The organism is Planotetraspora mira, from assembly GCF_016863275.1.
Classification (GTDB): Bacteria; Actinomycetota; Actinomycetes; order Streptosporangiales; family Streptosporangiaceae; genus Planotetraspora; species Planotetraspora mira.
The window spans coordinates 1-13,756 of record NZ_BOOO01000066.1 but is presented as its reverse complement, the minus strand read 5'-3'; the positions used below and the strand labels follow the sequence as shown (position 1 = coordinate 13,756).

Here is a 13,756-nt window from a genome sequence, read left to right as displayed (position 1 = left end):
GTCTGTCTCGACCGCCTTGAGCGCCCGGACGTCGGCGATGGTCACGTTCACCCGCCTGCCGCCGGCCGCGTCGCCGATCGCCTCCCGGACGGCGGCTGCGATCTTCGGCAGCGGGGAGCCGTAGCTCGCGACCACGCTGACCTCGATCTCGTCGTCCCGCACCGTCACGCCGGGCACGGACTCGCCCGGCAGGTAGGTCGTCACCGTTCCGAACGGGCCGGCGGAAAGCGCCGCCACGTAAGGACAGGCCCTGGCCCGCTCGGCGACGAGCCTCGCGAGCGCGCCGCTCATTCGACCCGCGGGGTCGCCTGGGTTTCGCCGTCCCCGTCCTGCCGCGGCAGGTACACGTCGTCCACGGCGATGTTGACTTCGGTGACTTCGAGCCCGCACATGTGCTCGACCGCGCTGATCACGTTGTGCCGGACGGCCATGGCGAGGTCCGGGATGGCGACGCCGTAATCCACGACCAGGGCGATGTCGGCCGCTGCCTGACGCTCGCCGACCTCGACCGCGATCCCGCGGGTGACGCTCTCGTCGACGCCCAGCCTGCCCTTGAGCGCGCCGAACGCCCGTGCCGTCCCTGTGCCGAAATCATGCACGCCCGAGATCTCTCTGGCGGCGACACCCGCGATCTTCGCGACCGCCTCCGCGGCGATGGTGGTGCGCCCCTGATCGGTCACCAGACCGGATGCGGCTCGGCGATCCCGTGTGAGGGTGCCCTGACCCGGTGCGGGACTCTGTTCGGCGCCGCTCTCCCGCTGTGCGGGTATGCCCTGCACCGGCGGCGTCCTGGACCCTGCCATTTGAATCCCCCACTTCGCCCTTGATTGATGTGCCTGTTTCCTTTGTCGATCACCCGTAATACCCGGTTTGCGTAGCGTAATGACGCCAGGTGGGGCGAGGTTCAGTCACCGAGCTGTCTTGAATCACCCAAACGCCGCGAGTGTTCAGCGGCTACCGCTATGGGGGGTTTCGTGGAACTTCGCGGCCCGTGACTGTCCGGGCGCGGGGGGCAGAGGTCTCCGGCCCGTGCGTCAGGACATCTTGACGTCAGGCCGTCCTGACGAGATGATCGGCGTCATGTTCACACCTGACAGCGCAGAACGCGAGCACACTCTCAGGACCGCCGTCGGGCGCTATGACGAGTTGCGCGTCCGCGAGAGCCTGGGATCGCCGGCCGACGAGGATTTCGACGGCCCTGACGCCATGACCGGCCGTTTCACCCCGCCGCAGGCCGCCCTGTCCAAGGAAGAGGCGCTCGAGTTGCTCGCCCTCGGCGAGGCGATCGCGCGCAAGGCCGCCTACGGCCGGCAGCTCACGGTGAGGACCGCCCGGACGGCGGGAGCCTCCTGGTCGCAGATAGGCGCGGCGCTCGGGACCAGCAAGCAGTCGGCCTGGGAGGCTCACACCCGGTGGATCGACGGACAGGCGGCTTTCCGTGGCCGTACCGGGACGGAGGGCATGGACGACGAGCAGGTGCGGGCCGCCCGCGCGCTCGCCGGCGATCCGGGCGACCCCGAGACACCCTGACGCTCCCGGCGTCCCCGCCGGCTCAGGTCTCCTTGCCGTGCGCGGCCACGGAGACGGGTTCCCACTCGCGCCAGGTGGCCAGCCGCGACTCGTAGTCGGCGGTGGCGATCGCCAGTGGCCCGTCGCCGAAGAAGATCCGCAGCGGGGGCCGCTCCGCGTCGACCACCCGGAGGATGGCGTCGCGCGTCGCCTCCGGCCTGCCGGGCGTCCCCACCCTGCGGGCGCGCTGCTCGGCGGCGTGCTTCTTCACGTCGTCGTAGGCGGCCAGCGGCGTGGCGTGACGCGCAGACGAGCCGGCCCAGTCGGTGTCGTAGGCCGCCGGTTCGACCAGGGTCACCTTGATCCCGAAGGCCGCGGTCTCCTGGGCGAGCGACTGGCTGAACCCCTCCAGGGCCCACTTGGAGGCGTTGTAGACGCCGACGTTGGGGAAGGCCGAGACGCCGCCGATGGACGACACCTGGATGATGTGGCCGCCGCCCTGCTCACGCAGATGGGGGAGCGCCGCCTGCGTCACCCACAGGGCCCCGAACAGGTTGGTCTCGATCTGCGCCCGGGCTTCCTGTTCGCTGATCTCCTCGATCATGCCGAACTGCCCGTATCCGGCGTTGTTGACCACGACGTCGAGCCGGCCGAAGTGGTCGTGCGCCCTGCCGACCACGTCGAAGACCGCTTCGCGGTCGGCGACGTCGAGGGAGAACGCGACGATCGCGTCGCCGTACTTGTCGACGAGGTCGTCCAGCGACGCGGTGTCGCGGGCGGTCGCCGCCACGCGGTCACCGCGGTCGAGGGCGGCGATGGCCCACTCGCGGCCGAATCCGCGGGACGTCCCGGTGATGAACCAGATCTTTGAAGTCATGAGGGGACCGGCGTATCTGCTCGATGAGGCCGCCGCGTGGGGCGGGCCTCGTAATGAACTGAACGTTCATTACGTTAGTTGGCCCTCACCGGGCAGGCAAAGCGCCCCCGTGGCACCGCGCCGGCCGCGGGTGTTTCGCCAGGGAGACGGCTGGGAACAGGGTGCGGTACTCACCCGCTGCCGGGGACGGCCGGACGCCGATCGGTTCTCCGGCGCCTCGCGGAGTGAGGCACTCGGCGCACGCGGGGCCGGAGCCGTACGACGGCCCGGCCCGCTCACCGTCCTGTGATCCGGAGGCCTGTGATCCGGAGACGGGGCGCGGCCTGAAGCAACCCGGTGATTCCGTCTCAGGAGTGATGGCGTTGGCCCCTTGGCATATTCGTGATCTTCAAGAAGATGATTTCGACCACATAATCCGCTTATTAGAGGAACCACTGGACACCCCGGCGGAGCCGGTGGTCACCCTCGCCGAGGCGGTGGCCGCCCTGCGCGGTGGCATGCCGGCGGTGGTCGCCGCGGTGGGATGCGAGATCGTCGGCGCGGCCGTCTCGCTCACGGCGGGCGAGCGTGCCTGGGTCCTGCGCATGGCCATCGACCGGGAGTGGCGCCACCACGGCATCGGCTCCGGACTGCTGGCCGCGCTGGAGGAGCGTCTGGCCAAGCGGCGGGTGCGCCGCATCGGGGCGCTCCTGCCCCCGCACGAGATCGGCGAGACCGCGTTCCTGAACTCGGGCTACACGAGCAGGCCCGACATCACCTACTTCGAGAAGACACTGCCGCTCGCCCGTGCGGAGACCACCATCCTCGACCAGATCGGCGGCACGATTCCGGAGACGGGGCTGTGGGAGCGGATCGCCGGCATGGAGGCGGAGAAGGCCGTCATCGAGCGGCGGCTGGTGATGCCGCTGGAGAACCGTGAGCTCGCCGAGCAGTACGGCGTGGAGCCGCCCCGCGCCGTCGTGCTGTTCGGCCCGCCGGGCACGGGCAAGACGACCTTCGCCAGAGCGGTCGCCTCCCGGCTGAGATGGCCCTTCGTCGAGGTCTTCCCCTATCAGCTCGCCGCCGATCCGAACGGCGTGGCGGCGGCGTTGCGGCAGCTGTTCTCCCGGGTCGACCACCTGGATCAGATCGTGCTGTTCTTCGACGAGGCGGAGGAGATCGCCTCGCAGCGGCGCGATCCGGCCTCGCTGACCCACCGGATCACCAATGAGCTGCTCAAACTCATCCCGATCTTCCGGCGCCGTGACCGGCGGCTGCTCGTCTGCGCCACCAACGCGGTGCGAAGCATGGACCCGGCCTTCCTGCGGCCGGGCAGGTTCGACTACCTGATTCCGGTCGGGCCGCCGGACGCCGACGCGCGCCGGGCGATCTGGGCACGCTACATCGGGGCCGGCCGCCTCGCCCGGGTGAACCTCGACGAGTTGGTGGAGGCGAGCGCCCGCTTCACCCCCGCCGACATCGAGTACGCGGCACGGACGGCGGCGCAGACGGCGTTCGAGCGCCACCTCACGACCGCGGACGGCCGGGTGGTCGCGGGGGAGGAGCCCGCTCGGGACACCGGTGACTATCTGGACGCGATAGCGAACACCCGGTCGTCCCTGACTGATGAGGACATCAAGGCCTTTAACCACGACCTGCGGGCCGCCGCCCGCATGTGAGGCGCGAACGCGCGCTCTCGTGCCGGGACGACCGGGGTCATGGCCGGTCCGCTGGCGGGCCGCCCTCGCGGGGTCCCAGCTCGACCGTGACGGTGGTGCCCCGTCCGGGGGCGGACGACAGCGTGACCATGCCGCCGTGCGCCGCGGCGATGGCCTGCACGATGGCGAGACCGAGCCCGGACCCGGCGCCGTGGAAACGGTCGAACGCGCGCGCCGCGTCCTGCTCGGGCATGCCCGGGCCGTCGTCCACGACCTGGAGGACGCCCGGCGGGGCCAGCCGTACCAGGACCGAGGTGCCCGGCGGCGTGTGCGCGCTGACGTTGGCGAGGAGATTGACCAGCACCTGCCTGATCCTCGCCTCGTCGACCTCGCGCTCCAGAGCGGCGGGCGACTCGACGCGGACCGGGTGGCCGGGGTTGAGCGCGGTGAAGTCGTCCACCACCTCGGCCACCACGAGCACCAGGTCGACGACGGCGACGGACAGCGACGCGCCCCGGTCGAGCCGGGCGAGTTCGAGCAGTTCGGTCACCAGACGGGTGATGCGGGCCGACTCGTTCTCGATCCTGAGCATCACCTGCGGCACGTCCTCGTCCGGGATCGCGCCCTTGCGGTACAGCTCGGCGTAGCCGTGGATCGTCGTCAGCGGGGTGCGCAACTCGTGCGAGGCGTCGGCGGCGAAGCGGCGCAGCCGTTCCTCCGAGGCCCACCGCGCCCCGAACGCCTGCTGGATCTGCGACAACATCACGTTGATGGCCCGGCCGAGCCTGCCCGCCTCCGTGGGACCCTCCGGCATCCGCGTCGACAGGTCGCCGCCCGAGGCGACGCGCTGGGCGGTGTCGGCCATCCGGGCCAGCGGCGCGAGCCCGCCGCGGATCAGCCACCGCCCGAACAGCGCCAGCAGCCCGATGAGCACGCCGCCGGTGACGAGTTCGGTGACCAGCAGGCGGGCGAGGGTGTTCCTGATCTCGTCGAGCGGCACGGCGATCACGACGATCCGGTCGCCGGCTGCCATCCGCGCGGCGGCGGCGCGCAGCCGGGAGCCCATGGTGAACGTCTCGCCTGCGTCCGCGTGCGCTCCGAGCGCGGTGGCGCCCATCGCCTGGACCAGGCCCGGCAGGGCCGCCGCCTGCGGGTCGTCCCCGCCGACCAGCCGGGCGCGCCCGGTGGAGGCGTTGAGCGTGACCACCGCGTAGGAGGACCCCGCCTGCACGACCGCGATGCCGGACGCGCGGGCCAGCCTGGTGGCCGACGCGCTCGCGGCGGTCGCCAGCGAGGCGTCCATTCTCTCGATCATGTGGCTGCGCAACATCAGCATGCTGACCAGGGAGAGAGCGGCGAGTCCGAGGGCGGTGACGCCGATGAGGCCGGCGAGCAGCCGGCCGCGAAGCGTGGTCACGGCGTCCTGAGGGCGTAGCCGACGCCCCGCTGCGTGTGGATCAGCGCCGGGCCGAGAGGGTCGAGCTTGCGGCGCAGGTAGGAGATGTAGGTCTCGACGACCTGCGACTGCGTGCCGAATCCCCAGACGTGCTCGAGCAGTTGGGCCTTGGTCACCACCTGGTTCCGGTGGCGCATCAGGAAGGCCAGCAGCCGGAACTCGGTCGGCGACAGCTCGACCCGCACCCCGCCGCGCCGCACCTCCCAGCCGGCCTCGTCCAGTTCGAGGTCGGCCACGCGGAGCACCTCGTCCTTGACCGGGGTGCGGCTGCCGCGCCGCAGCACCGCCCGCGCCCTGGCGACCAGGGCGTCCACGGAGAACGGCTTGGTGACGTAGTCGTCGCCGCCGAGCGTGAGGCCGTGAACGGTGTCGGCCGTGGTGTCCCTCGCGGTCAGGAAGATGATCGGCACCTCGTCGCCCGCGGCCCTGAGCCTGCGGCACACCTCGAAGCCGTCCAGATCGGGGAGCATCACGTCCAGGACGATCAGGTCGAACTGTCCCGTCGCGGCGAGTTCGAGGGCCTCGTGGCCGCGGGCCGCGCCGGTCACGGCGAACCCGTGGAACCGGAGCGCGATGCCAACCATGTCCCGGATGTTCGGTTCATCGTCGGCGACGAGGACCCTCGGTTCGCTCATAGTGGCATCAAGTGTGCCTCAGTCGTTCGCCTTCTTGGGAGCGACGACCACCACGGAGGTACGGGTGTCCCCGGCGCGGGTTCCGGCCACGAACACCGTGTCACCGGTGGTGAGTTCGGCCGCGTCCACCTTCTTCCCGTCCTTGCGGACCCGGGTGCCGTCGCCCACCTTCCACGTCCACGACGTGCCGTCGGCGCTCTTCACCGTGACGGAGCCGGCGACGGCCCCTGTGACGTCGCCCCGCTGCCACGTGCGGACGACGAAGCCGTCCTTCTTCTTGACCGTCGCCTCGCCGTGCACTCCCAGGCCCTTGCGCTTCAGGGCGCGCCATCCGGGACGGGCGACGCCCTTGGCCTTCCCCTCCATGGCCTTGTCCGGCGCGGTCTTCGCGGTGCCGCCTCCGGCGGTGAGGGAGACGCCGGCGGCCTGCTGCCCGGCGATGGCCACACCGCCCAGGACGCCCACCGCGAGGGCGCCCGCCACCGAGCCCGCGATGATGACGCGGTTTGCTTGTTTCCTCATGCCCATCAGCACACCGCCGGGCCGTGGGGAAGTCCGGGGAGAATCCTGGGAGCTTCGTGAGAATGGCCGTACGGAGCCAGTACGGCGTCGACGCCGTCCTCGGTCCTGCGGACCTCGGTGGCGGTCAGGGACACGCCGCGGAGATGTGTGAGAGGGACAGCTGCACCTTCCCGTCCGGATCGGTCAGATCCTCCGCGGAGGCGGGTGCCGCGCGGGAGAACTCGTAAAGCGCCTCGACGAGCTTCGGCGAGGGTTCTCCCTCGACGTCCTCCAGGCTCCCGGTGGTCAGGCCGTCGGCCATCGCCGTCATGCCCAGCCAGATGGGCTGCGAGCCGTCCGGCGCCTTGAAGACGATCGTGCTCGCATCCTTGCGGATCGACTCCTGGGCCTTGGTGACCAGCGTGGCGGCGGCCTCGCAGGGCGTCTCGGCCGTGCTGCGGGTCATGGTGTACGCGACGCCTGCGGCGGCTCCGAGGAGGACGACGGCGGCAGCGGTCATGGTCGTTCGGCGACGCATCGGCGGAGATCCCTTTTTGCTGGCAGACACTAGTGCCGAACGTGGCGGTGATCATGGTGCCGGTGGGGCAGGAGTAATCCTCTGGGGGAAATGTCTACACCTTGAAACTTCTCCCGGGAGGGGTCGTCCCGCAGATCTCCCCTCGTGCCAGCCCGTTCCCGGCGCCCTCACCGCGGCCGCGAGAACTCGTAGCGCAGCAGTCGGCCGACCCGTCTGAACGCGGGGACCAGGCGCATCGCCCGGATCAGCATCCGGTCGCCGGCGGGCATCCTCTCCACTCCAGGCAGGTCGAGGACGGGCAGTTCGTCGACGAGCCGGATCCGCCGGTCCCATCGCTCGAGCAGCCGCGGGTCGTCCAGCGCCCAGGTGAAGGTGGCTCCGATCACCCGGAGGGGACGGTTGAAGCGCTGCAGCCGGACGCCGAGCCGGCTGGTGGCGTCGAACATGAGCTGCCCGGAGGGAAACCGATCGACGATCCCGCGGAAGAGGTTCTCGATGCCGTCCTCGGACAGGTACATCAGCAGGCCCTCCGCGACGACGAGCGCCGGCCGGTCGGCGGGGATGCGCTCGAGCCACCGGACATCGGTCACCGAGGTGCCGATCATCCGATACCCCTCTCGTTCGGGGTACAGGCGGCGGCGAACGGCTACGACGTCCGGATAGTCCACGTCGTACCACCGGACCCCGCTCGGCGGGTCGAGCCGGAACACCCGGCTGTCCAGGCCGCAGCCGAGGTGCAGGACGGTGACCGCGGGGTCACGGCCGAGGAACTCGGCCGCCCATGCGTCGAGTTGCCTGGCCCGGGCCGCGACGCCGGTCGTCCAACCCCGGTGCATCCGGAATCTGCCGAAGTCGTAGTCGATCCGTTCGACCAGTTCCTCGGCGGTCCGGTCGCCCAGGATGGGGTCGGCGGACATGCTGTCCCTGGCCCTGCCGTACAGGGTGGCCAGCATGGTCGCCCTCTCCTTGGTGAAGTGAACGCGCTCCGTGCTCATCCTCCGCCCGTCCCCCCGGGGTGCTCCGATCCCGGCCGATGGGGGAGCGGCCGTCGGCGTCCTCCCCTCGCGTACCCCGCTCGCGTGGGCGGCACTCCGTGGGTGATCACGTGACTGTCCGCACGTCGTGCCTGGTGGAAGGGCTGGTCTCCGCTCGAGGTTGCGCACACGCGATGGAGGTGATGCCTAAGAGAAGGCCATCAGGCGGGCGCACCGCAGGGCGGTGACCGGACACGACCGGGGGAGGAAACCCGTGGCTCGGCTGATCGTGGAGGTGGCGCTCAAGGCGCTCGCCGGCGGGCTGTTCGTCCTCGGATTCGCGGTGCTGGCCGAGATGATGACGCCCAAGCGGCTGGCCGGAGTGTTCTCGGCCGGCCCCTCGGTCGCCCTCGGGAGCCTGCTGGTCACAGCCGTGTTGAGCGGCCAGGCGGACATGCGCGCCGCGGCCGACGGCATGCGGGCGGGCGCGGTCGCCTTCTTCGTCTACTGCCTGGTGGCGCCACCTCTCCTTTCGGCATGGGGGGTATGGAGGGCGACCCTCGCCGGCCTGGTGGTCTGGGCGGTGACCGCCGCCGCGGTCTACCTGCTGCTGCCGCGGCCGTGAACGCGGCCATGGACGATGACATGAGCGATGAGACGAACGACGACTCGAATGACGGCACGAACGACGGCACGAACGACGACATGGGCGGCGACGACCCGGGCTCCCGCGGGGAGGACGACGACCGGATGCGGCTCATCCCGCGCGAACTGGCGCGGACCCGGCCGTGGGACCTGGTCGTCCGCTTCGCCTTCGGCGCGGGAGTCTCCGCCCTGGCCGGCGTGGTGTCCCTGGTGGCCGGCCCGGCGCTCGGAGGTGTCTTCCTGGCCTTTCCGGCGATCCTGCTCGCCTCGCTGACCCTCGTCGCGCAGAGCGAGGGCCCGCGCCAGGCCTACGCGGAGGCCCGCGGCTCGGTGTTCGGCACGCTCGGCCTCGCCGGATTCGCCGTGGTCACCACCGTCCTGGCCGCCCGCTGGCCGGTCTGGGCCACCCTGGTCACCGCCGCCGCGACGTGGGTGGTGTTCGGCCTCGGCTCCTACCTGGTGTCCCGGGTCATCGTGAGACGGGCGGGCGGCTGAGCCGTCCCCGGTCCCTCGCCGCGTCCCCGGGGTCGGCGAGGTCGGTCGGGGTCAGCCGGGCCCGCCGGGCCCGCAGGGTCGGTCGGGGTCAGCCGGTCTTGCCGGCGAGGTCGGTGTCGGGGTCGGGCAGCGTATCGCCGGTCTCCAGCAGCGACTTCAGGCTGGACAAGATGTGCGGCCATCCGTTGCTGATGCCGTCGAGCATCGTGCTGCCCGGTTCGAAGTCGTCGTGGACGACGGTCAGTTTCACCATCCGCCCGAGCGGCTCGATGTCGAAGGTCACCTTGGACCTGCGCTCGCCGGCCCATCGGGCGGCGATGTCCGCGTCCATCTCGAAGGCCTCGATGAACTCCGGTGTGAAGGTATGCCAGGAGTAGGACAGCCGGCGGTAGGGATCGGATTCGAGCACGACCTGGGCGGGATCGACGGTCTTGGCGCCGCGTCCCTCCCAGACCATGGTCGAGCCCGGCTTCCAGTCCGACTCGAAGGTGACGCCCCAGTAGCGGCCGGTGAAGGCGGGGTCGGTCAACGCCTGCCAGAGCCGTTCCGGCGTGGTGTTGATGTAGGTCGTGTAGACGAATTCGGGGTTGCCCATCGGTTCCTGCTCCAATGCTCTCTTCAGGTCGGCGAGCGCCTCGACCCTTCCGCGGTCGTATCTGCTGATCCAGCGCTCGGCGATGGCGTTGATCGGTTCGGCGTTCAGGTAGTGCAGCTTCTCCCGGCCCCGGCGGATCGTGGTGACCAGCCCGGCCGCCTCCAGCACGGCCAGATGCTTGCTGACGGACTGCCTGGCCATGTCGAGCCCGGCGCACAACTCCCGGAGGGTCTGGCCGTTGCGGGTGTTCAGGCCGTCGAGCATCCGGCGTCGGCTGGCATCGGCCAGTGCCTTGAACACCTCGTCCATCTCGCCTCATCTCTGACATGCAGCCAGTTGGCTGCATGTCAGGACGATAGGCAGCCCTGCGGCTGCATGTCAACGCCGCCCCACGGTAAAGGTTGGCTAAGGAATATTTAGATGCTCAGAATTCTTGTGTACGCTGGTCGAGCGCAGACGGGTGGTCGTCCCAGGTGGCCGCCGGTGCGCAGCTCACGAGATGCAAGGAGAGGTACCGTGACCAAGCTTGAGATCATCGTCGCCAGCACCCGCCCCAGCCGGATCGGGCTGGAAATCGGGCGGTGGGCCGAAGCGGAGGCGGTGACGCACGGAGGGTTCGACGAGATCGAACTCGTCGACTTGGCCGAGGTGAACCTGCCCTTCATGAACGAGCCGAACCACCCGCGGCTGGGCCAGTACATTCACCAGCACACCCTTGACTGGAGCGCCAAGGTCTCCGAGGCGGACGCGTTCGTGTTCGTGATGCCCGAATACAACTACGGGTACAACGCCGAGCTGAAGAACGCGATCGACTATCTCCACAACGAATGGAAGTACAAGCCGGTCGGCCTGGTCAGCTACGGGGGAGTGGCCGGTGGCACCCGAGCCGCACAAATGATCAAACAAGTGGTCACGACACTGAAGATGACCCCGTTGTTCGAGGCGGTTTCCATCCCCTTTGTCCACCAGTTCATCGATTCCGACAATAAGCTGGTGCCCAACGACGTCATGACCGGGGCGGCGAAGGCGATGTTCGACGAACTCGTCCGGGTGGCTGAGGCTCTGCGGGCGCTGCGGGAGAACACTGCACCCGCGACGAGGTGATCGGGAGAACATGAACGAGATCCACCGCGTCTGCGTGCGCTTCCACGCTGCCATCGAGCTGATCGGCGCCCGATGGACGGGGGCCATCCTGCGCGCCCTGTTCACCGGGCACCACCGGTACGCGCAGATCAAGGCCGCGGTGCCGGGACTGAGTGACACCATGCTGGCCGAGCGGCTGCGCACCCTGGAGGCCGAGGAGATCGTGGAGCGCCGGGTCATCCCGACCTCCCCGGTCCAGGTCGAGTACCACCTCACCGAGAAGGGGCTCGACCTGGAGAAGGTGATGGACGCGGTGAAGACCTGGTCGCACAGATGGATTCCGCTGCCTGGGGACGAGGAGCCCGTCGGCGCCTCCCAGGGTCCCGCCGCGGCCGGGGAACGGTAGCCCGCGGGGCCGCCGATGTCGTCCGCGAACGAGGAGCCGGCCGAGGTCCCGCCTTCGCTGGTCATGACGCAGTTGCTGGCGGGTTTCCAGGTCTCCCAGGCGCTGTACGCCGTGGCCAGGCTCGACCTCGCCACGGCCCTGCTCGCGGGTCCCCGTGACGTCGAGGACCTCGCGGCTGACCTGGAATGCGACGCGGGGATGCTTCGGCGGCTGCTGCGTGATCTCACCGGTCTGGGAATATTCGCCGGCGAGGGAGACGACTCCTACTCCGTCACCCCGCTGGGAGCCACGCTGGCCCGCGGCGTCCCCGGATCCGCGCGCGACCTCGCCCTGTCCTGGATGGAGACGCACTACGCGCCGTTCGCCGGACTGGTGGACACCGTCCGCACCGGCGTCCCGGCCGCGACAGTCCACTACGGCCGCCCGTTCTTCGACTGGCTCGCGGACGAGCCCGAGCAGGCGCGGAGGTTCACCGGAGCCATGGCCGACATCGCGGCCGGGCTCAAGGGCGACCTCCTCCGGAGCTACCGGCTGCCCGGGGGCACGACGGTCGCGGACATCGGCGGGGCCGACGGGTCGCTGGTCACCGAACTGATCGCCGCCGACCCCGACCGGCGCGCCATCGTGTTAGACCTGCCTCACGTCGTGCCGGCCGCACGGGAGGCGGCGCATGCGCGGGGGGTGGACGGCCGTGTCGGGATCGTCGCCGGCGACTTCTTCGAGAGCGTGCCCGTCGCCGACGTGTACGTCCTGTCGTCGATCCTGCACGACTGGGGAGACGAGGAGTGTGAGCGCATCCTGCGGACCATCGCCGGCGCCGCCTCCGCCGGGGCGCGCCTCGTGGTGATCGAGATGGTCCTTCCTGCCGGCGACGAGCCACACCTCGGCAGGGGCACCGATCTGATCATGATGGCGATGCTGACGGGCAGAGAGCGGACGCCGGCGGAGTACGAGAGGCTTCTGGACCGCGGGGGTTTCGCCGTCGACCGCGTCGTTCCCGGTCCTGTGGGCAACCCCTTCTCCGTCGTCGAGGCGACCCTCAGGCCTTGACCTCGCGGAGACGGCCCGTCTCCACCTCGTAGACGAAGCCGCGCACCGATTCGGTGTGCGGGATGAACGGGTCGGTCCTGATCCTGGACACCGACTGGCGGACGTCCTCGTCGAGGTCGGAGAACGACTCCGCGGACCAGTCGGGCTTGATGCCGACCTCCGACTGGATCGACTCCTTGAACGCGTCGTCGGTGAAGGTGAGCATTCCACAGTCGGTGTGATGAATGAGGATGATCTCCCGGGTGCCGAGGAGCCGCTGGCTGATCGCGAGGCTCCGGCGTTCGTCGGCGGTCACGACGCCGCCGGCGTTGCGGATGACGTGGGCGTCCCCCTCCTGGAGGCCCAGCAGGCCGTAGACGTTGAGTCTCGCGTCCATGCAGGCCAGGACCGCCACACCTTTGGCGGGGGGAAGCGGCAGGTCACCCTTGTCGAAGGCCGCGGCGTAGCGTTCGGCGTTGGCGAGCAGCTCATCGGTGACGCTCATGGGGTCTCCCTCTCACGGGCGGGCGGGACCCTTGCACAATTATCTACATTCCCTACTGTGTCAACGGGTATCTTCGCGGCCGATCACCCGCAATCTGACGATCTATCCGGGAACGGATGGAACACAACAAATGGTCATATGACGGTCATATCCAGGCCTGTTTTTGGTCTGGATATCAGCTCCGCCGCCATCTTTTGCCGTAACCGTGGACACCCATCAATAGTGTTTTGACCTGAGAGTCGTTATTCGAAGGAGGCGACCGTCCGGTTCGATGACCAGGGCGAATTCGGTGACCAGGACAGGAGGCAGGCGGTGTTGTCCAATCTACGCCCTCACTCCATTCGGGCACGTTTCACGCTGGTCTCCGGAATCATCTCCCTGATCGTCTTCGCGGTGATCGGCACCGGACTCGATCTGGCGATCTGGACCCGGATCCAGGACAACATCTTCAAGGAGACCGAGCGCGTCGCCACCGACTGGATCGGATCCCTGCAGCCCGGCGCGCCGTACCCTCCGGTGCTCAAGACCCGGATAAACCTCCTGCAACTCGTCGACGACCAGGGCAAGGTCGTGGCGGCCAGCACGGCGGCGGCCGGCCAGTCGCCGCTCAGCACCATGCGGCCCCCGAACGACGACCGCATCTCGCACGGCACCCAGTGCACCACGCGCGACGGGTGCCTCGTCCTGACCGCCATCCGGGTCCCTCCCCTGGAGACTCAGGTGCTCTGGCAGGGGCAGCCGCACTTCGTCTACGCCGGCATGGCCGAGCCGGGCATGTTGTCCACGCACGAACTGGAGTTGCTGACCAGTGCGGGAGTCCTCGCGGCGGCGGCGCTCGCGGCCTGGGCGACGTGGTGGGTGGTGGGACGCG

At 69.7% G+C, this 13,756-nt stretch carries 17 protein-coding genes and 1 pseudogene; 8 read left to right on the top strand and 10 right to left on the bottom strand.

The genetic code is table 11. The features are described 5' to 3' along the window. On the bottom strand, positions 1-291 hold a 291-nt coding region (locus tag Pmi06nite_RS41280; protein WP_203958713.1), incomplete at its 3' end, for an Asp23/Gls24 family envelope stress response protein. Continuing rightward, positions 288-803 (bottom strand): Asp23/Gls24 family envelope stress response protein, encoded by a 516-nt coding sequence (locus tag Pmi06nite_RS41275; RefSeq protein ID WP_203958712.1) that lies wholly within the window; start codon positions 801-803, stop codon positions 288-290. The genes Pmi06nite_RS41280 and Pmi06nite_RS41275, both read right to left, overlap by 4 nt. 277 nt (positions 804-1,080) lie before the next feature. On the opposite strand from Pmi06nite_RS41275, the gene Pmi06nite_RS41270 reads away from it, so the two are divergent. Further along, positions 1,081-1,530: a hypothetical protein gene (locus tag Pmi06nite_RS41270; RefSeq protein ID WP_203958711.1), complete on the top strand. Its 450-nt coding sequence runs from the start codon at positions 1,081-1,083 to the stop codon at positions 1,528-1,530. Positions 1,531-1,552: 22 nt separating this feature from the next. Here Pmi06nite_RS41270 and Pmi06nite_RS41265 read toward each other — a convergent pair whose 3' ends face one another. Further along, on the bottom strand, positions 1,553-2,386 hold the full coding sequence (locus tag Pmi06nite_RS41265; protein WP_203958710.1) for an SDR family oxidoreductase: 834 nt from the start codon (positions 2,384-2,386) through the stop codon (positions 1,553-1,555). A 455-nt stretch (positions 2,387-2,841) separates the two neighbouring features. Between Pmi06nite_RS41265 and Pmi06nite_RS41260 the strand changes: the two genes are divergently transcribed. Then, positions 2,842-4,044, top strand: a complete 1,203-nt coding sequence (locus Pmi06nite_RS41260; protein ID WP_203958709.1) for an ATP-binding protein — start codon at positions 2,842-2,844, stop codon at positions 4,042-4,044. 37 nt (positions 4,045-4,081) lie between these two features. Here Pmi06nite_RS41260 and Pmi06nite_RS41255 read toward each other — a convergent pair whose 3' ends face one another. The 5 genes from Pmi06nite_RS41255 to Pmi06nite_RS41235 form a co-directional block, all read right to left on the bottom strand. Then, positions 4,082-5,440 carry a sensor histidine kinase gene (locus Pmi06nite_RS41255; RefSeq protein WP_239114562.1) on the bottom strand — a complete coding sequence of 453 codons (1,359 nt, stop codon included), beginning with the start codon at positions 5,438-5,440 and terminating at the stop codon, positions 4,082-4,084. Further along, positions 5,437-6,114: a response regulator transcription factor gene (locus Pmi06nite_RS41250; protein ID WP_203958708.1), complete on the bottom strand. Its 678-nt coding sequence runs from the start codon at positions 6,112-6,114 to the stop codon at positions 5,437-5,439. Before Pmi06nite_RS41250 ends, Pmi06nite_RS41255 begins: the two co-directional genes overlap by 4 nt. Positions 6,115-6,132: 18 nt before the next feature. After that, positions 6,133-6,636 carry a hypothetical protein gene (locus tag Pmi06nite_RS41245; protein WP_203958707.1) on the bottom strand — a complete coding sequence of 168 codons (504 nt, stop codon included), beginning with the start codon at positions 6,634-6,636 and terminating at the stop codon, positions 6,133-6,135. Positions 6,637-6,760: 124 nt separating this feature from the next. Beyond that, positions 6,761-7,153: a hypothetical protein gene (locus tag Pmi06nite_RS41240; RefSeq protein WP_203958706.1), complete on the bottom strand. Its 393-nt coding sequence runs from the start codon at positions 7,151-7,153 to the stop codon at positions 6,761-6,763. A 167-nt stretch (positions 7,154-7,320) separates the two neighbouring features. Next, complete coding sequence (locus tag Pmi06nite_RS41235) at positions 7,321-8,148, bottom strand: class I SAM-dependent methyltransferase (RefSeq protein WP_203958705.1); 828 nt, start codon at positions 8,146-8,148, stop codon at positions 7,321-7,323. Between the two features lie 253 nt (positions 8,149-8,401). Between Pmi06nite_RS41235 and Pmi06nite_RS41230 the strand changes: the two genes are divergently transcribed. Continuing rightward, a complete protein-coding gene (locus tag Pmi06nite_RS41230) occupies positions 8,402-8,752 on the top strand; it encodes a DUF3147 family protein (protein WP_203958704.1) in 351 nt (116 codons plus the stop codon). Positions 8,753-8,772: 20 nt separating this feature from the next. Beyond that, complete coding sequence (locus Pmi06nite_RS41225) at positions 8,773-9,267, top strand: DUF3147 family protein (RefSeq protein WP_203958703.1); 495 nt, start codon at positions 8,773-8,775, stop codon at positions 9,265-9,267. Positions 9,268-9,355: 88 nt separating this feature from the next. Here Pmi06nite_RS41225 and Pmi06nite_RS41220 read toward each other — a convergent pair whose 3' ends face one another. After that, the gene (locus Pmi06nite_RS41220; RefSeq protein WP_203958702.1) at positions 9,356-10,171 is read right to left on the bottom strand and encodes an ArsR/SmtB family transcription factor; all 816 of its coding nucleotides are present in this window, start codon (positions 10,169-10,171) and stop codon (positions 9,356-9,358) included. 207 nt (positions 10,172-10,378) lie between these two features. Between Pmi06nite_RS41220 and Pmi06nite_RS41215 the strand changes: the two genes are divergently transcribed. From Pmi06nite_RS41215 to Pmi06nite_RS41205, 3 genes are read left to right on the top strand one after another with little or no spacing between them, the layout of a single operon-like run. Next, positions 10,379-10,966, top strand: a complete 588-nt coding sequence (locus Pmi06nite_RS41215; protein WP_203958701.1) for an NADPH-dependent FMN reductase — start codon at positions 10,379-10,381, stop codon at positions 10,964-10,966. Between the two features lie 10 nt (positions 10,967-10,976). Beyond that, complete coding sequence (locus Pmi06nite_RS41210; protein ID WP_203958700.1) at positions 10,977-11,351, top strand: winged helix-turn-helix transcriptional regulator; 375 nt, start codon at positions 10,977-10,979, stop codon at positions 11,349-11,351. A gap of 15 nt (positions 11,352-11,366) precedes the next feature. Next, the gene (locus tag Pmi06nite_RS41205) at positions 11,367-12,401 is read left to right on the top strand and encodes a methyltransferase (RefSeq protein WP_203958699.1); all 1,035 of its coding nucleotides are present in this window, start codon (positions 11,367-11,369) and stop codon (positions 12,399-12,401) included. Here the strand turns inward: Pmi06nite_RS41205 and Pmi06nite_RS41200 are convergent. Further along, a complete protein-coding gene (locus Pmi06nite_RS41200) occupies positions 12,391-12,885 on the bottom strand; it encodes a beta-class carbonic anhydrase (RefSeq protein ID WP_203958698.1) in 495 nt (164 codons plus the stop codon). The genes Pmi06nite_RS41205 and Pmi06nite_RS41200 overlap by 11 nt on opposite strands. Positions 12,886-13,197: 312 nt before the next feature. On the opposite strand from Pmi06nite_RS41200, the pseudogene Pmi06nite_RS41195 reads away from it, so the two are divergent. Continuing rightward, positions 13,198-13,756: pseudogene (locus Pmi06nite_RS41195) on the top strand (hypothetical protein); the annotation flags it as partial.